The organism is Staphylococcus sp. mip270_02, from assembly GCF_054031535.1.
Map to the genome: position 1 here is coordinate 1,277,658 of NZ_CM132934.1, position 19,445 is coordinate 1,297,102.

Below are 19,445 nucleotides of genomic sequence, written 5' to 3' on the forward strand. Positions count from 1 at the left end.
GTTAAATAAAAGGTGGTGAGATAATGGGGTCTCTTAAAGAGATTGATACACGTATAAAATCAACCAAAAAAATGAAACAGATTACGAAAGCAATGAACATGGTATCAAGTTCAAAATTGCGTCGTGCTGAAAGTAATACAAAACAATTCAGACCTTATATGGAAAAAATGCAAGATGCTATTACTGCAGTAGCTGGTGCTGATAAAAATTCACATCATCCAATGTTACAACAACGTGAAGTGAAGAAAAGCGGCTACTTAGTGATTACTAGTGATAAAGGCCTTGCAGGTGCATATAACGCAAATGTACTCAAACACCTAGTGAAAGATATAGAGAGTAAACATGCTAGTAAGGATGAATACTCAATCTTAGTCTTAGGACAAACAGGTGTGGATTTTCTTAAAAATAAGGGATATGAAATTCATGAATCGCTGATAGATGTACCAGATCAACCTTCGTTTAAAGAAGTACAAGCGATTGCTAAAAAAGCGATTGATTTGTATAGCGAAGAAGTTGTTGATGAGGTTAAAATTTATTTTAGTCATTTCGTTAGTGTATTAGAAAATACGCCTTCAACTAAAACCGTGCTTCCATTGTCTCCTGAAGATTCTAGTTTAGGACATGGTCAAATGTCTTCATATGAGTTTGAACCAGACAAAGAAGCTATATTAAGCGTTATTTTACCTCAATATGTAGAAAGTTTAATATATGGAACAATTTTAGATGCAAAAGCAAGTGAACATGCTACACGTATGACTGCAATGAAAAATGCGTCAGATAATGCGTCAGATATTATTGATGACTTATCAATACAATATAACAGAGCAAGACAAGCAGCGATAACTCAACAAATTACTGAAATCGTTGGTGGTTCAGTAGCGCTTGAATAATTATTAAAGGAGGAAAAAAACATGGGATTAGGCCGTGTAACACAAGTTATGGGTCCAGTAATTGATGTTCGTTTTGAGCACAATGAAGTTCCAGAGATTAACAACGCCTTAGTACTTGATGTAGAAAGAGACGAAGGTACTGTTTCTCTTACATTAGAAGTCGCATTACAATTAGGCGACGATGTAGTTCGTACGATTGCAATGGATTCAACTGATGGTGTTAAACGTGGTACAGAAGTTCGAGATAGTGGTAGCAGTATTAGCGTACCAGTTGGTGATGCTACACTTGGGCGTGTGTTTAACGTTTTAGGTGATACAATTGATTTAGATGATAAACTTGAAAGCTCCGTTAAACGTGATCCGATTCATAGAGAATCACCTGCTTTTGACCAATTATCAACAAAAGTTGAAATTTTAGAGACAGGTATCAAAGTAATTGATTTACTTGCACCTTATATTAAAGGTGGTAAAATCGGTTTATTTGGTGGAGCTGGAGTAGGTAAAACAGTATTAATTCAAGAATTAATTAACAATATTGCTCAAGAACATGGTGGTATTTCAGTATTTGCTGGTGTAGGTGAACGTACACGTGAAGGTAATGACTTATACTATGAAATGAGCGATAGTGGTGTTATTAAGAAAACTGCCATGGTGTTTGGTCAAATGAACGAGCCCCCTGGTGCGCGTATGCGTGTTGCATTATCTGGTTTAACAATGGCAGAACATTTCCGTGATGAACAAGGCCAAGATGTTTTACTATTTATTGATAACATTTTCAGATTTACACAAGCTGGTTCAGAAGTATCAGCGTTGTTAGGCCGTATGCCTTCAGCAGTTGGTTATCAACCAACACTTGCTACTGAAATGGGACAATTACAAGAACGTATCACATCAACTACTAAAGGTTCGGTTACTTCTATTCAAGCAGTATTCGTACCAGCCGATGACTATACTGACCCAGCGCCAGCTGCAGTATTTGCTCACTTAGATGCCACAACAAACTTAGAACGTAAATTAACTGAGATGGGTATTTATCCAGCAGTTGATCCATTAGCATCTACATCAAGAGCACTTGATCCAACAATTGTTGGGCAAGATCATTATGAAATAGCGCGTGATGTACAATCTACATTACAAAAATATAGAGAATTACAAGATATCATTGCTATTTTAGGTATGGATGAATTATCTGAAGAAGATAAACAAACAGTTGAACGTGCACGTCGTATTCAGTTCTTCTTATCACAAAACTTCCACGTAGCTGAACAATTTACTGGTCAAAAAGGATCATATGTACCTGTTCAAAAAACTGTAGAAGGCTTCAAAGCAATTTTAGATGGTGAATATGACCATATCCCAGAAGATGCATTCCGTCTTGTAGGTAGTATGGAAGAAGTAGTTGCCAAAGCTAAAGATATGGGTGTTGAAGTTTAAAAATTAGGAGGTATGGATAATGAACACATTAAGCCTAAATATTGTCACTCCTAATGGTTCTGTTTACGACCGAGAAGATGTTAATCTTGCAGTGTTACAAACTACTGCAGGTGAGATTGGTGTCATGTATGGACATATTCCAACTGTTGCAGCACTTGAAATTGGCTATGTCAAAATAAATTTTGACGGTGGTTCAGAATATATTGCAGTGAGTGAAGGTTTTGTTGAAGTAAGACAAGATAAATTATCAATTATTGTACAAACTGCAGAACCTGCGAAAGAAATAGATGTTGCTAGAGCAGAATTAGCAAAATCTAGAGCAGAATCTCATTTGAATAATGAAGAAGATAGTAGCGATATTAATAGAGCTAAACGTGCTTTAGATCGTGCGAATAACCGGATTCGTGTTGCTAATTTACAATAAATTATGCGTTAAAGTTTCTTAAGTAGAAATGTCTTAAAACTGTTGATAAAGTCACTGGCTTTATCGACAGTTTTTTTATGTTGTTAGTGAAACGCTGTATTTTACTATACAAATAGTCATCACTATTTACTTTACAATCATTGATTGACAATATTGTTTTTACATAATAGTTACAATGAGCTATGCGATTTATGAGTTATCTTTCTTCGGAAAGAATATGAATAATGCATTTGAAACGGGGAAAAGGTACCATATAAGCAGTGAGAATACCTTAAATAGTGCAGTTCTAAAAGTATCATTTCGTCCATTTTTCATGTAAAATAAATGGACAGTGTAAAGCGAGGAGCATGACTTATGGAATATTTAGGACAATTTTCGATTGTACATCTCATCTTACATGTTATTTGTATTTGTATTGCTTATTGGGCACTAAACGCAGTAAGGTTAGAGCAGTTTTTTAAAAAAGGCTTCCCTATGCAAGTTCAAATTTGCATGATTTTCTTAGCGATTTTATTAGGTACTGCTGTAAGTAATTTTATTGTGGATTTACTACAATTTTCAACACAAATAAAATATTTGGCACAATAATTCAAATGCTTGTATATTTTTTTGAATTATAGATATAATTAATAAGAAGTACTTAATAGTTAAAAATTTAAAACGAAATATATAAGTAGTTAAGTGGAGGATTTAAGATGGATATGATAGAAATCAACGGTGGAAATAGATTAACTGGTGAAGTCAAAGTTTCAGGTGCAAAAAATGCTGTATTACCAGTATTAACTGCTTCACTATTAGCATCAAAAGGTGTTAGCAAACTTATGAATGTGCCAGCATTAAGTGATGTAGAAACAATTAATAATGTTATTTCAACGTTAAACGCAGACGTTTCTTATAATAAAGAAGAAGAATCTGTTACAGTCGATGCAACAAAGCAACTAAATGAAGAAGCACCATACGAATATGTGAGTAAAATGAGAGCAAGTATTCTTGTTATGGGTCCTTTATTGGCACGTTTAGGTCATGCAAAAGTTGCCTTACCAGGTGGGTGTGCGATTGGTTCTAGACCTATTGAACAACATATTAAAGGTTTCCAAGAATTAGGCGCAGATATTCATATGGATGGCGGTTTTATTTATGCTAGTACTGAAAATGGTTTAAAAGGAACAACAATCCATTTAGATTTTCCAAGTGTAGGTGCTACACAAAATATAATCATGGCAGCATCTTTAGCAGATGGTAAAACAGTATTAGAAAATGTTGCTCGTGAACCTGAAATCGTTGATCTAGCTAATTACATAAATGAAATGGGAGGAAATGTTACTGGAGCAGGAACAGACACAATTATTATACACGGCGTAGATGAGTTACATGGTGTTGAACATGCGATTATTCCTGATAGAATTGAAGCCGGTACATTGTTAATTGCTGGTGCAATTACTCGTGGTGACGTTTTAGTTAATGGTGCGATTAAAGAGCATATGACTAGCTTAGTATATAAATTAGAGGAAATGGGTGTCAATTTAGATTATCAAGATGACGCGATTCGAGTGACAGTTGAAGATGAACTAAAACCAGTAGATATCAAAACATTACCTCATCCTGGTTTTCCTACTGATATGCAATCTCAAATGATGGCTTTATTACTAACAGCCGAAGGCCATAAAGTGGTTACTGAAACAGTATTTGAAAATAGATTTATGCATGTAGGCGAATTTAAGCGCATGAATGCTAAAATCACAGTTGAAGGTAGAAGCGCTAAAATAGAAGGTAAAAGTCAGCTACAAGGAGCACAAGTCAAAGCAACAGATTTACGTGCCGCAGCTGCATTGATTTTAGCTGGTTTAGTAGCAGATGGCAAAACCCAAGTTACTGAATTAAAACATTTAGATAGAGGTTATGTTGATTTGCATGGTAAGTTAAACGCATTAGGTGCAGATATTAGACGTATAGACAATTAAAATCTTGCTACAATAATTTATGAATTGCAACGAAAGAAGATTTGGAGGAAGAAAACGATGGAAACAATTTTTGATTACAATGAAATAAAAGAAATTATACCACATAGACAACCTTTTTTATTAATCGATCGTGTGGTTGAATATGAAGCAGGTGAACGCTGCGTCGCAATTAAACAAGTTTCTGGTAATGAACCCTTTTTCCAAGGCCATTTCCCTGATTACGCTGTTATGCCTGGTGTATTGATAACAGAAGCACTGGCACAAACAGGTGCAGTAGCTATCTTAAATAGTGAAGAAAATAAAGGAAAGCTAGCACTATTTGCAGGTATAGATAAATGTAGATTTAAGAAACAAGTAACTCCTGGCGATACATTAAAACTAGAAGTTGAAATTACTAAAATGCGTGGACCAATTGGTAAAGGTAATGCCAAGGCTACAGTAGATGGTCAATTGGCTTGTAGTTGTGAATTAACGTTTGCCATTCAAGCTAAATAAATAAAAGCCTCAAGGTTTAGGTGTATCATACACCAACCTTGAGGCTTTTCTATTTTTCTATTTTTTCATCTTTTAGACGTGGTTTCGATTGCATCATTCGATTAAATGATTTTTTTAGTTCTTCGCCAGTTAATCCTTCATCAATTAATTGTTCTAATAAGCTTTCTGCATAAACTTGTCTAAGTGTATAAATATGACATTCAAAAACGACAGAGATAGAATGTTCAAGTTTACTGATATTTTTTATAGTTGCATCAAAAAGTGCCGGATCATTTGCAGGCCGTGTAATAACCACACGTATATCTAATAACGTTTCATCTTCCATATACGTTTTCATAGTTTCATAATGAAAGTCTGAAATAACAATTTCTAATAACCAGCCAGTACCACTATTTTCTTTATTGATTATAACTCCATCTTCTAATTCGTATTCAGTGACACCACCACTTTCTGATACGATTTGAAATCGAACAGCTTTAAATGATTTCATCGTCCTCACATCCATTTAATAAATTTAAATTCTACAATTATTTCATTTATACAATCATTATAACGTAATTTTAAATAGTAGAGGTGAATTTTGTAGAATTTAGTGTGAATTCACTTTTAAATTCTAGTATTAATGCATTTTGACCTGTGATTTGAAAATGATTAGTATAAAGTTATAAAGGAGGTGACATATGATTAACAACATTGTCATAGTAGGGAGATTAACCAAAGACCCTAAAATTTATGAGAAGGAGGGGAATAAATTAGCTACAATGTGTGTAGCGATAACAAGAAATTATAGAGATAAGGACCAAAATACCATTTGTGATTATCTATATTGTAAGGCAGTTGGTAAAATAGCTAATAATATCGAACTATATTTAAATAAAGGATCACTTGTGGGAATTACTGGTCAAATGCAATCAAGAAAATATGAAAAAGAAGGGCAGATGCATTTTGTATCAGAACTTTTTATCGAAACGATTAAATTTATGTCTCCGAGAAATAAAGATGAAATTAGTGAATTTCATGAAATATTCCCTATAGAGCAAGTTTGTAATTCAACTAAAGAAAAAAGTCTACAAGATAATGAAATATACGAAATTGTATAATACTCCCAATTTAAACCTACCTCAAAATTAACCCACCCAAATCTATATACATTAAATCCTACTATCAATTATACTTCTTCAGGCTATTCCTCTTAATATAAGTAAAAAAGAGGGGTAGCTTTTTAAATATAAAGAGTTTTGAGAAATAGGAAAGAAATATAGGCATTAATCATCCAGAATAATCAGATAAATTACAATTACATTACATACTATATAACGATGAAATATTCTGGAAAACTTTCACAGTAGTATTTAAGTAGAAAAAAATTAATTTCAAAATATATTTATATGTAATTTAATCGTAAAAAAACTACAGGTTTTTTCATTTCTCTGTAACCTACTATAGTTTTATGAATGTTATAGTTGTACTTGCAAATTAATCATAAATAACTTATTTACCTTATAGGAGGACTTTTTTACAATGAAAAAAACAGTAATCGCATCAACTTTAGCAGTAGGACTTGGAGTAACAGGATTTGCAGCAGGAAATTCAGCTGACGCTGCTGAACAAGGTGTAGACAAAGCTCAATTAGCGCAACAAGCACTAACTAATCCAGAATCATTAAACGAAGCACCAGTTCAAGAAGGTGCATATGACATTAATTTCACATATAATAATACAAATTTTAATTTTTCTTCAGACGGTGAAAACTTTAGCTGGAGCTACGGAGAAGGTTCAAGCGAAGAATCAAACACGTCAGTAGAACAAACTACAGATAATAATGCACAAGAAGAGCAAGCTCAACCAGCTCAAACTGCTACAGAGCAACCAACACAAGAAGCAGCACCTCAAGAAGAAACAACACAACAACCACAACAAGAAGCAACTTCACAATCTTCTTCTAGTTCAAATGAAGCTTCAGAAGGTTCATCAGGTGTGAATGCACACTTACAACAAATTGCACAACGTGAATCAGGTGGCGATATTCATGCTACAAACCCATCATCAGGTGCTTCAGGTAAGTTCCAATTCTTACAAAGCACATGGGATTCAGTAGCACCAGCTCAATATCAAGGTCAACCAGCTGCTAATGCACCAGAAGCAGTACAAGACGCTGCAGCGCAAAAACTATATGATGAAGTTGGCGCTTCACAATGGGTAACTGCATAATTTAACAGTACCCAAATAAAGTATCTTATTAAAGCCCTCGACATAACTATATGTCGAGGGCTTTTTAGCGTATAGAAAACACGCTAGTAGAGTGTATAAAGTTAAAGATTAATATGATTTATAAAATAGTCATATTTCTAGGGGAGTAATTAATCTAATGAAATCATTTTAACTTAATATAATTTTACACCTTCGTTTTATATAAACTGTTTTATTGCAATAGGTGGTATACTTTGATATGTTTTAGATAAATATAATATATAAAAATCTACTAGGGGAGCCTTTTGGCTGAGATGATTTACATCAGACCCTTACAACCTGATTTGGTTAATACCAACGTAGGAAAGTAGTTTAATTATAGTTAAATTGCTATACCTTTCTATTAATTAACTACGTTCCTAGTTGGAATGTAGTTTTTATTTATAGGAGGAAATCATTTGTTATTTTCAGAAACGTTAAAGAAAGAATCACAAAATATTATAGATGATATTTATAATGATCCATTTATTCAAGAAATGTTGAACGGTAATTTACCTATTGAGGCAACAAAATTTTATTTACGTGCCGACGCATCGTATCTAAAGGAATTTGCTAATATATATGCATTGCTTATTCCAAAAATGAATAAATTAGAAGACGTGAAATTTTTAGTGGAACAAATTCAGTTTATTGTTGATGGTGAAGTGGCAGCACATGAAATATTAGCTGAATATGTTGGAGAAAATTATGATGATATTGTAAGTGAAAAAGTATGGCCACCAAGTGGTGACCATTACATTAAGCATATGTATTTTAATGCGTATGCAAAGGAAAATGCAGCATATACGATTGCTGCTATGGCACCTTGTCCTTATGTTTATCAAGCTATTGCTCAACGTGCATTAGAAGATAATCAATTAAATAGAGATTCGATATTAGCAAAATGGTTCGATTTTTATAGCACTGAAATGGATGAATTGGTTGATGTATTTGATAAATTATTGAATAAATTAACTGAAGCATGTACTGTGGATGAAAAGCATGAAATAAAAATGTGTTTTTTACAAAGTACAATTCATGAACGTAATTTCTTTAATATGTCATATATTGAAGAAGATTGGTTATATGGAGGGGAATAGAATGAAAAAACCAAAAATTGCTTTAACCATTGCAGGTACTGACCCAACTGGTGGTGCCGGTGTAATGGCAGATTTAAAATCTTTTCATGCTTGTGGCGTGTACGGGATGGCCACTATAACGAGTATTGTAGCTCAAAATACGAAAGGCGTACAACATATACACAATTTAGAAACACAATGGTTATCTGAACAACTTAGCAGTGTTTTTGATGATGAGTTACCACATGCAATTAAAACAGGGATGATTGCATCAAAAGATATGATGAAAGTTATTCAAGAGTATTTAGTAACGTATCCTGATATACCATATGTTATAGATCCAGTTATGCTAGCAAAAAGTGGAGATTCATTGATGGACGATGATGCTAAAAAGGATTTGCAAAATATTTTATTACCTTTAGCTACAGTCGCAACGCCAAATTTACCTGAAGCAGAAGAAATCACTGGATTGACGATAGAGGATGAAGCGTCTATTTATAAAGCCGGTAAAATTTTTATAAATGAAATTGGTAGTAAAGGCGTTGTGATCAAAGGTGGGCATGCAGAAGATTTAGATAGAGCTAAAGACTACTTATTCACCAAGGATAATGTTTATACCTTTGAAGAGCCACGTTATGAAACGAAACATACACATGGTACAGGATGTACATTTTCAGCGGTAATCACAGCGGAACTAGCCAAAGGTAAATCAATTTATGAAGCAGTAAAAAAAGCCAAAGCCTTTATTTCGTTAAGTATAAAATACACACCTGAAATTGGTCAGGGTAGAGGGCCGGTAAACCATTTTGCATATATGAAGAAAGTAGGTTTAGATGATGAGTAGCTTGAATCTATTAAGAGAAAATAATCCGTTAGTTATTTGTTATACGAATGATGTTGTGAAGAATTTTACAGCCAATGGCTTATTAAGTTTAGGTGCAAGTCCAGCTATGAGCGAAGCACCGGAAGAAGCGGTTGATATGCTTACTTATGCAAATGCACTACTAATAAATATTGGTACATTGACGAAATCAAGAGAAGTAGATATTTTAAAGATTGCTAAAACGGCAAATCAAATAGGGACGCCCGTTGTTTTTGATCCTGTAGCGGTAGGAGCGTCTCAATATAGAAAAGATTTTTGCGCGACATTCTTGAAAGAAATTGATGTTGCCGTAATCAAAGGTAATGCATCAGAAGTATTAGCATTGATAGATGCTGACACAACAATGAAAGGGACAGATAGTGACCAAGATTTGGATGCGATTACTATTGCTAAAAATGCATATAATCAATTTGATACAGCGATAGCTATTACAGGAGAAACAGATATTGTGGTTTATGACAATAAAATTTATAAATTATCTAATGGGTCACCATTACTTGCAAAAGTAACAGGTGCAGGATGTCTATTGGGTGCAGTTATAGCTAGTTTTTTAAATAAAGATAAAAAAGTGACTACGGAAATGTTGATAGAAGCTATTTCAATTTATAATATAGCTTCAGAACATGCTGAACAAAATTCAAAAAATGACGGACCTGGGTCATTTATGATTGAATTACTAAATGCACTTTATCATATTAAATACGATGACTATTTAAAATTGAGTAATAGACAAGAGGTGTAGTGATGTTCGATAAAACTAGTTTGAAAGTTTATTTTATATGCGGCACACAAGACATACCTGAATCAAAATCGATAAAAGAAGTTGTAAAAGTAGCCTTAGAGTCAGGCATTACTATGTTTCAATACAGAGAAAAGGGTGATGGCTCTTTAACTGGGAATGATAAAGTTGAAATGGCACGACAATTATTAGAACTATGTCACTTTTATAATGTACCTTTTATTGTAAATGATGATGTAACATTAGCTGAAAATATAAACGCTGATGGAATTCATGTAGGGCAAAATGATATGAAAGTTACGGAGTTTGCACAAAAATTTAAAAATAAAATTATTGGTTTAAGCATTAGTGATGTTAATGAATACCAGCAATCTGATTTAACTTATGTTGATTATATCGGTGTTGGCCCCATGTATGCTACTAATTCTAAAAAGGACGCAAACTTACCAGTAGGTCCTGAAATGATACCTAAGTTAAGAAGTTATATTGAGGGTTTTCCAATCGTTGCAATAGGTGGAATTACCGTTGATAATACCAAAGAAATAATTCGAGCTGGAGCAGATGGAGTATCAATCATTTCCGCAATTAGTAAAAGTGATAATATAAGTAAGACAGTGAGACAATTTTTACAAAATGTTGATTAAAGTATAAAAATTTCTTTTTTTGTTTTCTACTTCCCTCCTAATATGATAAAATAAATTCTATGTGAATATATCATTAGAGGTGGAAAAATGAAGAAGAAAGCGCTACTCCCTTTATTATTAGGTGTAATGGTCTTTTTGGCAGGCTGTGACTATTCAAAACCTGGAAATAGAGATGGATTTTTCTATAATACGTTCGTAGAGCCAATGGATAAAGTTATACATTGGTTAGGAACTAGTTTTAATAACGACTATGGTTTAGCAATCATAGTACTTGTATTGGCAATTCGTGTAGTATTATTGCCATTCATGTTATCAAACTATAAAAACAGTCACATGATGCGTGAGAAAATGAAGGTTGCAAAACCAGATATTGACGCTATTCAAGAAAAAGTTAAACGTTCACGTACGCAAGAAGAGAAGATGGCAGCAAACCAAGAAATGATGGAAGTTTATAAAAAATATGATATGAACCCTATGAAGAGCATGCTAGGTTGTTTACCAATCTTAATCCAAATGCCGATTATTATGGGATTATTCTTCGTATTAAAATACCCTTCGAGCGGTGGTTTCACTGAACACCCTAACTTCTTATGGTTTAATTTAGCAAAACCAGATATTTGGATTACAATTATTGCAGGTATTTTATACTTCTTACAAGCATACGTTTCAAGTAAGAGTATGCCAAATGAACAACGTCAAATGGGTTATATGATGATGGTCATTTCACCTATAATGATTGTGTGGATTTCATTGAGTTCTGCATCTGCGTTAGGTTTATATTGGTCAGTCAGTGCGGCATTCTTGATCGTACAAACACAAGTAGCGAATATGTATTATTCAAAACTTGCTAAAAAAGAAGTGGCACCAATGATTGAAGCAATGGAGAAAAATAAAGCAGAATCAACTGCTAAAGGTAAAAATACACAAGTAGTATCTAAGAAGAACAAAAGGAAATAAAATAAGCACCAAAAATTAAAATTATAGATATAAAAAGAATCCCGAACTGATAATTAACTCAGCTCGGGATTCTTTTCAATTATTTAAAGTTGATGATACAACTAGTAATACCATTCATTAAAAAATTGTTCAACAAATTGTTGCATGTATTTATGACGTTGTTGTGCGATTTGTTTTGCAGTTGCTGTGTGCATTAAATCTTTAAGTTTAAATAATTTTTCATAAAAATGTTTAATGGCAGAGGGCGACCATTCGCTATAAAAAGACGCATGGACTTCGTTAATATTCTTAGTATCATGTTCTAACCACATAGGTTCTTTAAAATGACCAGAAAATTGAAAAGTCCTAGCAATACCAATAGCACCAATTGCGTCTAACCTGTCAGCATCCCGTACAATTTGGCCTTCAATAGATAATGTTACATGGTTATTTTGGCCATTTTTATAACTGATATGTTCAATAATGTATAAGATATGTTGTAGCTGTTCGGGAGCTAATTGTAAGTTTGTTAGAAAATCTTCCAAGTTTTGTAATGATTTGTGAGTATTTGTAAGTTTTGTATCAATGGTGTCATGTAACAAGCTTGCTAGTTGGATTGTTAACAAATCACCTACTTGTTCCTGTTCTGAGATGTATGTCGCCATTTTAACTACACGATTAACGTGAGCAACGTCATGCCCTGTCGCATCATGTTTATGAAACTGAGTCATATACTCAGTTGCTTGATTAAGTATGTCTGTATGATTCAAAATAAAATCACCTCTAAAGTTGTATATTGATGAATAAATGTTACTTTTAAAATAAAGGTCTAAGTAGTTTAGCTCATAAACGTTATCTTAGACCTTAAAGCATACTATAATATTGGAGATAATAATCTAGAAATGCCTTCTTTAAATTTAATCCATAAACTCCGCTGTTCGTAAATTTCTTTAGTTAATCTATAAGATACTTCTAAATCCTTTTCAAAAGCAAATCTTAATTCTTTAGCTATATGCGTATCATAAATAAAGGCATTTATTTCAAAGTTCAACGTAAAGCTCCGATGGTCCATATTAGTAGTACCTACACTTGCAACTTCATCATCAATCACTAATGTTTTTGAATGTAAGAATCCATTATTATAATGGAATATATTTACACCTGCATCTAATAAAGAAGCAACGTTATTGTATGTCGCCCAATATACAAATGGGTGATCAGGTTTATTTGGAATCATAATACTTACATCAACACCACCAAGTGCTGCAATTTTTATTGCGTCTAAAAATGATTGATCTGGAATAAAGTAAGGAGATTGAATATGGATAGATTGTTTTGCTGAAGCAATCATTTTTAAGTAACCATATTTAATTTGTTCCCAGGCTTCATCTGGGCCGCTAGATGCTATTTGTACACCTATGGTACCTCCTGAATCTACATCTGGGAAATAGCGGTCAGCATATTTGAGATTATCACGTGTAGCTTGCGAGTTCCAATCTAGCATGAAACGTAACTGTAAGGCGTTGACAGCATCACCAACAATACGTAAGTGTGTGTCTCTCCAATAACCAAATTTTTTCTTCTTGCCTAAATATTCTTCACCCACGTTAAAACCGCCCACATAGCCAATGTGGCCATCAATAATAACAATCTTTCTATGGTTTCGATTATTCATTCTAAGGTTGATAAGTGGTAATTTAGAAGGGAAGAACGCTTCTACTTGGCCACCATTTTTTCTGAAAGATTTAAAATCTTTCAGTGAAAGACCTCTAGAACCCATATCATCATAAAGCATTTTAACTTCAACACCTTGTTCAAGCTTTTGCTCGAGTGCGTTCAGGATAAGTTCTCCAAGCGAATCATTTCTAAAAATATAGTATTGAATATGGATATAGTCAGTTGCTTCATCTATATCTTTAAGAAGAGAATCAAATTTTTCTTTGCCATCAGTAAAAATTTTGATTTCATTGTCTGTTGTTAAGAAAGCAGCATTATTATATAACAACATTTGAACCATATCTTTAAACTTCACTATTTGATGATTGCCTTTAGAAAAATCATCATTTTTTAAGGCTTCTAGTTGTTCACTTACAATCATTTCAATACCGATTTTATCATCTTCATCCAATGAGAAGATGTGATCGCGCTGGATTTGTCTTCCAATAAATAGGTAAATAATAAAACCTAAGATGGGTATTAACACAAGGACTAAGAGCCAAGCCCATACCGAACCAGCTGATCTTCGTTCCATAAATATAATTGTAAACGCAAAGATAAGGTTTAATATAAATGCAGTAATCAAAATAATGTTAATCACTACATTGGTATAATTGAGTGACATTGAAAATATTTCTATCATATTAAACCTCCAAAATACAATTAATTAATTTTTAACTAGCGAAAGTCTTAATTATTGTAACATGTTCATACTGTTTTATCACTTGACTAATACCTATAAGGGGTATACTATATTGATGATATATGTAGGAGGTGTTGAGAAAGTGACAGAAATGCAAAAAGCGCATCATTCAGACCAAATAAAATCAAATTTGAAATCGAGACTAAATAGAATCGAAGGGCAAGTACGAGCGATCAATCGCATGATAGATGAAGATGTTTATTGTGATGACGTACTTACTCAAATTAGAGCGACACGTTCTGCACTAAATAGTGTAGCAACTAAATTGTTAGACCATCATATGAAAAGTTGCATCATGGATAAAGTGGAAAAAGGTCAACAAGAGGAAGCGATGGAAGAACTGTTAGTAACTTTTCAAAAATTAATGAAGGATTAGATAGGGTGACAAAAATGCAATCAAAAGTTATTCACGTCTCAAGTATTAATTCAGAACAACAACAATATCAAATAAAACAACAATTAATGAATGTTATAGGTGTACACAATGTTGCTATAGACAGTGATAAAGGAGAAATACTTATTAATTTTGAAACACCTGCGAGTTTAAATAATTTAGAGAAAGAAATTTACGATTTAGGATATCAAATATTCTAATAAACTTATGAAGTGAATTATATTACAATTTGAGTTTAAATACCTACAGCATAGTTATAAAATGTAAAATAACGATATAAAACTAAAATTTAAATGGAATTATACAATTAAAATTACAATTTTTTTGAAGTGATTAAAAAAATTTTAATATAATGTGGTATTTTTCATTCAAAAAGGGTAAGATATAGTAGAAGCTAGAGATATAGGGGTGATGATATGAATAAAGATAACGAAAAAATTCAAAACGTAGTTAAACTATTATCATCATTAGGGGTAAACATAAAGAAAACCAAATCACGATTAGAAGTTATGCACACTCTACCAACTACTGTGAAAACCGCTAACGAATTGAAATAGTCAAGTTACCCAATGAAGTGATTGGAGCCAATGGTTCTAGTCGCTTTTTTATTTTTCACTATATAAAACAAAAGTACCTATAATAATTGATATTTATAATATTTAATTATAAAGGCGCCCCTAGAAGTTAGATTTTTGTCCAACTTTTAGGGGCTCAATATTGTTTAGCGCTAATTGTCATCTATACGGTAAGGTAGTTGAGTAAATTGATAATTTGTAGTAGTTAACACGTGAGCATTACTTAGGGAAGTATTAAATGACCATTACTTCATACAAACAATTTTCTAATAGTAATCTACCTCGCCGTTCTGTTCGCTATAATTTTTAATTTATATAATTACATATCATTGTATGGCGACAACATTAATGAAACCTAATTCTTTGATCTAGTTAATGATTTTGTCGTTGAATATTGTTTTGGTTGATGATAAGTAAACGATAATATAACACCGATTCCGCACATTAAACTCCATAACGAACTACCACCGTAACTGATAAACGGTAATGGAATACCTGTTATTGGTAATAACTGAATAGTCATGCCAATGTTTTGTAATACATGGAATAAAACAAGAGTTGCATACCCAATAATAAATAATTTACTGAAGGGTAATTCGAATTTCGTAGCAAGCCTAACTAAATGGAATATAAAGGCTAAGAAAACTAATATTAAAATAACAGAACCAATAAATCCAAATTCTTCACCGATAACGGAAAATATAAAGTCTGTATGATTTTCTGGAATATAAACTTCGCCATGATTAAAGCCTTTACCAAATAGTTGTCCTGAACCAATGGCTTTAAGTGATTCAGTTAAATGATAACCATCACCACTACTATATGTGTAAGGGTCAAGCCAAGAATTAATACGCCCCATTTGATAAGTCTTGATACCAAAACTATTTTCAATTAGTGAAGGCTTGTAAATGATTGAAAGAATAATGCTTGATGCTAAGACGATTCCTGCAATAAATACAGGCGCTAATATCTTCCAAGAGATACCACTTACGACAATAACTCCTACTATAATTGCACAAAGTACCAACATAGTCCCTAAATCATTTTGTAATAATATAAGGCCCATTGGGATAACTGAAATGCCTGCAATTTTTAATAATAGTTTAAAATCAGTTTCTAATGATTTGTTAAAGGTAAATTGATTATGCCTAGAAACTAATTTTGCAAGTGCTAGTATGAGTACAATTTTCATAAATTCTGAAGGTTGTACACTAATTGGCCCTAATTTATACCAACTTTTAGCTCCATTAATAATAGGCGTGATAGGTGTTTCCGGAATAATAATGAGTATAAACAAGGCTGCACAAAGTAAAAAATATAACAAGTATGTATATTTTATTAATTTCTTAGGTGATACGAGCATTATTAAACATGCGATTAAACCACCCAACACGTAATATAAAATCTGTCGTATGCTAAAGTTGGCACTGTATTGGCCGCCGCCCATAGCTGAATTAATAATCGTGACACTAATTATTGCTAATAATACGAGGATACCTATTAAAACCCAATCAATCCGCCGTATCCAATGGTTATTTTTTAATTGACGTGAAATTCTCATTTCTTACCCCTTTAAACTACTTAGATTTCTCTAGATTTGTATTATATATAGATTTTACCGAACTTTAGCATATTTTGCTAGAATGAGGGTGCTTTATTTAGAAAATTATAATTATTATAATACTGCAAAACTTTAAAAATACACTGGAGATATCTTTGGAAAATAAATGCTTTTAATACTACTAAACAAATGCAAAAAATTATTAAATCGTGATATGATGTAGTTTAAGAATTGTATATGGAGGCTAAAATATGGCTAAAGAAAATGTATGTATCGTATACGGAGGAAAAAGTGCAGAACACGATGTTTCAATATTAACAGCACAGAATGTTTTGAACGCTATTGATAAAGCGCAATATCAAGTAGACATTATTTACATAACAAATGATGGTGCGTGGAAAAAGAAAGAAAATATCGTAGACACTATAAATGATATAGACACTTTGCGTTTAACAGAAGTTGAAGCGGGGGAAATTTCCCAGTTGCTTAACGTAGGTAGTACTGGAAATCCTTATAGTGCAGTTTTCCCTGTATTACATGGGCCAAATGGTGAGGATGGTACAATCCAAGGTTTGTTTGAAGTATTGGATATACCGTATGTAGGGAATGGCGTTTTAGCTGCCTCAAGCTCAATGGATAAATTAGTAATGAAACAACTTTTTGCACACAGAGGCTTACCTCAATTGCCATATGTGAGTTTTTTAAGAAGCGAGTATCATAAATATGAAGGTAATATCTTAAAATTGGTACATGATAAATTAGAATATCCAGTGTTTGTTAAACCAGCTAACTTAGGATCCAGTGTAGGGATTAGTAAATGTAATAATGAAGAAGAATTAAAAGTTGGTATTGAAGAAGCATTTCAGTTTGACCGTAAGTTAGTTATTGAACAAGGTATTGATGCTAGAGAAATTGAAGTTGCTGTATTGGGTAATGATTATCCTGAAACTACTTGGCCTGGAGAAGTCGTTAAAGACGTTGCGTTCTATGATTACAAATCAAAATATAAAGATGGAAAGATTAGATTAGAAATTCCAGCTGATTTAGATGAAGAAGTTCAAATGACTTTAAGAAATATGGCTGTCGAAGCATTTAAAGCAACTGATTGTTCTGGCTTATTACGTGCCGATTTCTTTGTTACTGAAGATAATCAAATTTTTATAAATGAGACTAATGCTATGCCAGGATTTACTGCGTTTAGTATGTATCCTAGTCTATGGGAGAATATGGGTGTATCTTATGCAGATTTAATTAAAAAATTAATTGAATTAGCTAAGGAAAAACACAATGATAAAAAACAAAATAAATACAAAATTGATTGAGGCGGATAAATTATGATTGAGGTAACATTAGAACAAATTCAAGAATGGATTCCTTGTGAAATTGACAATGAATATATGGATCAAGGTATACAAGGTGTTTCTATTGATTCACGCGATATTAAAAGCCAAAATTTATTTATTCCGTTTAAAGGCGAACACGTTGATGGGCATCAATATGTAGCACAAGCATTAAGAGATGGTGCAGGTGCTTCATTTTATCAAAAAGATACGCTTTTAGATGAAAATGTTGAAGGCCCGATTATATGGGTAGAAGATACATTAACAGCGCTACAACAACTTGCAAAAGCTTATTTAGAGTTTGTGAATCCTCAAGTTATTGCAGTTACAGGATCAAATGGTAAAACTACTACTAAAGATATGATTGAAAGTCTATTAAAACCACAATTTAAAGTTAAGAAGACACAAGGCAATTATAATAATGAAATTGGTATGCCATTAACAATTTTAGAATTGGATATAGATACTGAAATATCAATTCTTGAAATGGGTATGTCAGGTTTTCATGAAATTGAATTTTTATCAAATTTAGCAGAACCTGATATTGCTGTAATTACTAATATTGGTGAGTCACATATGCAAGATTTAGGTTCTAGAGAAGGTATTGCGAAAGCTAAAGCTGAAATTACACTAGGTCTAAAACCAGGCGGTTTGTTTATCTATGATGGTGATGAACCGTTATTAAAACCTTATATAAATCAATTATCTAATATAGATTTAATTAGCATAGGTAAACATTCAACTAATTCACTTGTGAGTCAAATTGAGTCTATTAATAATGATGGTATTTCATTTACCGTTAACGAAGAAGAGCGATTTGAGCTTCCAATATTAGGTGAACATAATATGAAAAATGCTACGATTGCAATTGCAGTAGGCAAGAGGATGAATTTGAGTTATGATACAATTTTTAATAATTTACGTGAAGTTCAATTGACTGGTATGAGAATGCAGCAATATCACACTTCAGATAATTCATTAGTAATCAATGACGCTTATAATGCAAGTCCTACTAGTATGAAAGCGGCTATAGATACTTTAGCAGTGATGAATGGTAGAAAAATACTAGTATTAGGTGATGTATTGGAGTTAGGCCCTAACAGTCGAATCATGCATGAACAAGTTGGAGAATATTTAAATGGTAAAGACATAGATACATTATTTACATTTGGTGAGGAGTCACAATATATAAGTAACGTAGGTAATCAGTATGTAAATCATATGGAGCATTTTGAGAATAAGCAAAAGTTGATTGAAACTATAAAAACATATGTACAACCAGAAGACAAAGTTTTAGTAAAAGGTTCAAGAGGCATGAAATTAGAAGAAGTCGTTGAATCATTAATTTAAGCTAATTAATATTAAATAGTAGTTGTAATTATGAAAGTTAATCATATTATTAAAAGTTCATTATCATATATGAGACATATCTAAATACATTA

The 19,445-nt window shown here is 32.6% G+C and carries 22 protein-coding genes and 1 riboswitch; of the genes, 18 read left to right on the plus strand and 4 right to left on the minus strand.

The annotated features are described in order from the left end of the window. The first annotated feature begins 23 nt into the window (after positions 1 to 23). The 6 genes from atpG (at position 24) to fabZ (ending at position 5,204) form a co-directional block, all read left to right on the plus strand. The gene (gene atpG, locus ACW5YJ_RS05825) at positions 24 to 890 is read left to right on the plus strand and encodes an ATP synthase F1 subunit gamma (protein ID WP_017722093.1); all 867 of its coding nucleotides are present in this window, start codon (positions 24 to 26) and stop codon (positions 888 to 890) included. A gap of 21 nt (positions 891 to 911) precedes the next feature. Further along, positions 912 to 2,324: a F0F1 ATP synthase subunit beta gene (gene atpD, locus ACW5YJ_RS05830; protein ID WP_017722094.1), complete on the plus strand. Its 1,413-nt coding sequence runs from the start codon at positions 912 to 914 to the stop codon at positions 2,322 to 2,324. A 19-nt stretch (positions 2,325 to 2,343) separates the two neighbouring features. After that, the gene (locus tag ACW5YJ_RS05835) at positions 2,344 to 2,748 is read left to right on the plus strand and encodes a F0F1 ATP synthase subunit epsilon (RefSeq protein ID WP_017722095.1); all 405 of its coding nucleotides are present in this window, start codon (positions 2,344 to 2,346) and stop codon (positions 2,746 to 2,748) included. 354 nt (positions 2,749 to 3,102) lie between these two features. Next, positions 3,103 to 3,336, plus strand: coding sequence for a DUF1146 family protein (locus tag ACW5YJ_RS05840; protein WP_017722096.1), 234 nt, complete (start codon positions 3,103 to 3,105; stop codon positions 3,334 to 3,336). A gap of 107 nt (positions 3,337 to 3,443) precedes the next feature. Further along, the gene (murA, locus tag ACW5YJ_RS05845) at positions 3,444 to 4,709 is read left to right on the plus strand and encodes a UDP-N-acetylglucosamine 1-carboxyvinyltransferase (RefSeq protein ID WP_017722097.1); all 1,266 of its coding nucleotides are present in this window, start codon (positions 3,444 to 3,446) and stop codon (positions 4,707 to 4,709) included. A 57-nt stretch (positions 4,710 to 4,766) separates the two neighbouring features. Then, positions 4,767 to 5,204, plus strand: a complete 438-nt coding sequence (fabZ, locus tag ACW5YJ_RS05850; protein ID WP_017722098.1) for a 3-hydroxyacyl-ACP dehydratase FabZ — start codon at positions 4,767 to 4,769, stop codon at positions 5,202 to 5,204. Between the two features lie 49 nt (positions 5,205 to 5,253). Here the strand turns inward: fabZ and ACW5YJ_RS05855 are convergent, their stop codons facing one another. Then, entirely contained in the window at positions 5,254 to 5,694 is a 441-nt protein-coding gene (locus ACW5YJ_RS05855) for a YwpF-like family protein (RefSeq protein WP_017722099.1), read from the minus strand. Between the two features lie 190 nt (positions 5,695 to 5,884). Between ACW5YJ_RS05855 and ACW5YJ_RS05860 the strand changes: the two genes are divergently transcribed. The 7 genes from ACW5YJ_RS05860 to yidC all read left to right on the plus strand — a co-directional run bounded on the left by ACW5YJ_RS05860 (position 5,885) and on the right by yidC (position 11,735). Next, entirely contained in the window at positions 5,885 to 6,304 is a 420-nt protein-coding gene (locus tag ACW5YJ_RS05860) for a single-stranded DNA-binding protein (RefSeq protein WP_017722100.1), read from the plus strand. Positions 6,305 to 6,725: 421 nt separating this feature from the next. Next, on the plus strand, positions 6,726 to 7,415 hold the full coding sequence (locus ACW5YJ_RS05865) for a transglycosylase family protein (RefSeq protein WP_017722101.1): 690 nt from the start codon (positions 6,726 to 6,728) through the stop codon (positions 7,413 to 7,415). A gap of 263 nt (positions 7,416 to 7,678) precedes the next feature. Then, positions 7,679 to 7,777, plus strand: a riboswitch (TPP riboswitch). A 75-nt stretch (positions 7,778 to 7,852) separates the two neighbouring features. Beyond that, positions 7,853 to 8,533, plus strand: coding sequence for a thiaminase II (gene tenA, locus ACW5YJ_RS05870; RefSeq protein WP_017722102.1), 681 nt, complete (start codon positions 7,853 to 7,855; stop codon positions 8,531 to 8,533). Between the two features lies 1 nt (position 8,534). Continuing rightward, positions 8,535 to 9,356, plus strand: a complete 822-nt coding sequence (gene thiD / locus ACW5YJ_RS05875) for a bifunctional hydroxymethylpyrimidine kinase/phosphomethylpyrimidine kinase (protein WP_017722103.1) — start codon at positions 8,535 to 8,537, stop codon at positions 9,354 to 9,356. Next, positions 9,349 to 10,137 carry a hydroxyethylthiazole kinase gene (gene thiM, locus ACW5YJ_RS05880; RefSeq protein WP_017722104.1) on the plus strand — a complete coding sequence of 263 codons (789 nt, stop codon included), beginning with the start codon at positions 9,349 to 9,351 and terminating at the stop codon, positions 10,135 to 10,137. Before thiD ends, thiM begins: the two co-directional genes overlap by 8 nt. A 2-nt stretch (positions 10,138 to 10,139) precedes the next feature. Further along, on the plus strand, positions 10,140 to 10,778 hold the full coding sequence (thiE, locus tag ACW5YJ_RS05885; RefSeq protein ID WP_017722105.1) for a thiamine phosphate synthase: 639 nt from the start codon (positions 10,140 to 10,142) through the stop codon (positions 10,776 to 10,778). Between the two features lie 87 nt (positions 10,779 to 10,865). Next, the gene (gene yidC, locus ACW5YJ_RS05890; RefSeq protein ID WP_017722106.1) at positions 10,866 to 11,735 is read left to right on the plus strand and encodes a membrane protein insertase YidC; all 870 of its coding nucleotides are present in this window, start codon (positions 10,866 to 10,868) and stop codon (positions 11,733 to 11,735) included. A 101-nt stretch (positions 11,736 to 11,836) separates the two neighbouring features. On the opposite strand, the gene ACW5YJ_RS05895 is transcribed toward yidC, so the two are convergent. Then, a complete protein-coding gene (locus tag ACW5YJ_RS05895; protein ID WP_107551576.1) occupies positions 11,837 to 12,484 on the minus strand; it encodes an HD domain-containing protein in 648 nt (215 codons plus the stop codon). Positions 12,485 to 12,588: 104 nt separating this feature from the next. Beyond that, positions 12,589 to 14,073 carry a cardiolipin synthase gene (cls, locus tag ACW5YJ_RS05900; RefSeq protein WP_457338576.1) on the minus strand — a complete coding sequence of 495 codons (1,485 nt, stop codon included), beginning with the start codon at positions 14,071 to 14,073 and terminating at the stop codon, positions 12,589 to 12,591. Between the two features lie 142 nt (positions 14,074 to 14,215). On the opposite strand from cls, the gene csoR reads away from it, so the two are divergent. The 3 genes from csoR (at position 14,216) to ACW5YJ_RS05915 (ending at position 15,084) form a co-directional block, all read left to right on the plus strand. Further along, the gene (gene csoR / locus ACW5YJ_RS05905) at positions 14,216 to 14,509 is read left to right on the plus strand and encodes a copper-sensing transcriptional repressor CsoR (RefSeq protein WP_039834258.1); all 294 of its coding nucleotides are present in this window, start codon (positions 14,216 to 14,218) and stop codon (positions 14,507 to 14,509) included. Positions 14,510 to 14,523: 14 nt separating this feature from the next. After that, complete coding sequence (gene csoZ / locus ACW5YJ_RS05910) at positions 14,524 to 14,727, plus strand: putative copper chaperone CsoZ (RefSeq protein WP_017722110.1); 204 nt, start codon at positions 14,524 to 14,526, stop codon at positions 14,725 to 14,727. A 216-nt stretch (positions 14,728 to 14,943) separates the two neighbouring features. Continuing rightward, a complete protein-coding gene (locus ACW5YJ_RS05915; protein WP_017722111.1) occupies positions 14,944 to 15,084 on the plus strand; it encodes an Lmo0850 family protein in 141 nt (46 codons plus the stop codon). 373 nt (positions 15,085 to 15,457) lie between these two features. Here ACW5YJ_RS05915 and ACW5YJ_RS05920 read toward each other — a convergent pair whose 3' ends face one another. Further along, a complete protein-coding gene (locus ACW5YJ_RS05920) occupies positions 15,458 to 16,663 on the minus strand; it encodes an FtsW/RodA/SpoVE family cell cycle protein (protein ID WP_017722112.1) in 1,206 nt (401 codons plus the stop codon). A gap of 251 nt (positions 16,664 to 16,914) precedes the next feature. Between ACW5YJ_RS05920 and ACW5YJ_RS05925 the strand changes: the two genes are divergently transcribed. Together ACW5YJ_RS05925 and ACW5YJ_RS05930 are read left to right on the plus strand one after the other, a co-directional pair. Next, positions 16,915 to 17,985, plus strand: a complete 1,071-nt coding sequence (locus ACW5YJ_RS05925) for a D-alanine--D-alanine ligase (RefSeq protein WP_017722113.1) — start codon at positions 16,915 to 16,917, stop codon at positions 17,983 to 17,985. A 12-nt stretch (positions 17,986 to 17,997) separates the two neighbouring features. Beyond that, positions 17,998 to 19,353 (plus strand): UDP-N-acetylmuramoyl-tripeptide--D-alanyl-D-alanine ligase, encoded by a 1,356-nt coding sequence (locus tag ACW5YJ_RS05930; protein WP_457338577.1) that lies wholly within the window; start codon positions 17,998 to 18,000, stop codon positions 19,351 to 19,353. The last annotated feature ends 92 nt before the right edge of the window (positions 19,354 to 19,445 follow it).

Bases quoted from the DNA above. Each gene is read 5' to 3' on its own strand.
- atpG (WP_017722093.1), top strand. From the start codon at position 24: ATGGGGTCTCTTAAAGAGATTGATACACGTATAAAATCAACCAAAAAA.
- atpD (WP_017722094.1), top strand. From the start codon at position 912: ATGGGATTAGGCCGTGTAACACAAGTTATGGGTCCAGTAATTGATGTT.
- ACW5YJ_RS05835 (WP_017722095.1), top strand. From the start codon at position 2,344: ATGAACACATTAAGCCTAAATATTGTCACTCCTAATGGTTCTGTTTAC.
- ACW5YJ_RS05840 (WP_017722096.1), top strand. From the start codon at position 3,103: ATGGAATATTTAGGACAATTTTCGATTGTACATCTCATCTTACATGTT.
- murA (WP_017722097.1), top strand. From the start codon at position 3,444: ATGGATATGATAGAAATCAACGGTGGAAATAGATTAACTGGTGAAGTC.
- fabZ (WP_017722098.1), top strand. From the start codon at position 4,767: ATGGAAACAATTTTTGATTACAATGAAATAAAAGAAATTATACCACAT.
- ACW5YJ_RS05855 (WP_017722099.1), bottom strand. From the start codon at position 5,694: ATGAAATCATTTAAAGCTGTTCGATTTCAAATCGTATCAGAAAGTGGT.
- ACW5YJ_RS05860 (WP_017722100.1), top strand. From the start codon at position 5,885: ATGATTAACAACATTGTCATAGTAGGGAGATTAACCAAAGACCCTAAA.
- ACW5YJ_RS05865 (WP_017722101.1), top strand. From the start codon at position 6,726: ATGAAAAAAACAGTAATCGCATCAACTTTAGCAGTAGGACTTGGAGTA.
- thiD (WP_017722103.1), top strand. From the start codon at position 8,535: ATGAAAAAACCAAAAATTGCTTTAACCATTGCAGGTACTGACCCAACT.
- thiM (WP_017722104.1), top strand. From the start codon at position 9,349: ATGAGTAGCTTGAATCTATTAAGAGAAAATAATCCGTTAGTTATTTGT.
- thiE (WP_017722105.1), top strand. From the start codon at position 10,140: ATGTTCGATAAAACTAGTTTGAAAGTTTATTTTATATGCGGCACACAA.
- yidC (WP_017722106.1), top strand. From the start codon at position 10,866: ATGAAGAAGAAAGCGCTACTCCCTTTATTATTAGGTGTAATGGTCTTT.
- cls (WP_457338576.1), bottom strand. From the start codon at position 14,073: ATGATAGAAATATTTTCAATGTCACTCAATTATACCAATGTAGTGATT.
- csoZ (WP_017722110.1), top strand. From the start codon at position 14,524: ATGCAATCAAAAGTTATTCACGTCTCAAGTATTAATTCAGAACAACAA.
- ACW5YJ_RS05915 (WP_017722111.1), top strand. From the start codon at position 14,944: ATGAATAAAGATAACGAAAAAATTCAAAACGTAGTTAAACTATTATCA.
- ACW5YJ_RS05920 (WP_017722112.1), bottom strand. From the start codon at position 16,663: ATGAGAATTTCACGTCAATTAAAAAATAACCATTGGATACGGCGGATT.
- ACW5YJ_RS05925 (WP_017722113.1), top strand. From the start codon at position 16,915: ATGGCTAAAGAAAATGTATGTATCGTATACGGAGGAAAAAGTGCAGAA.
- ACW5YJ_RS05930 (WP_457338577.1), top strand. From the start codon at position 17,998: ATGATTGAGGTAACATTAGAACAAATTCAAGAATGGATTCCTTGTGAA.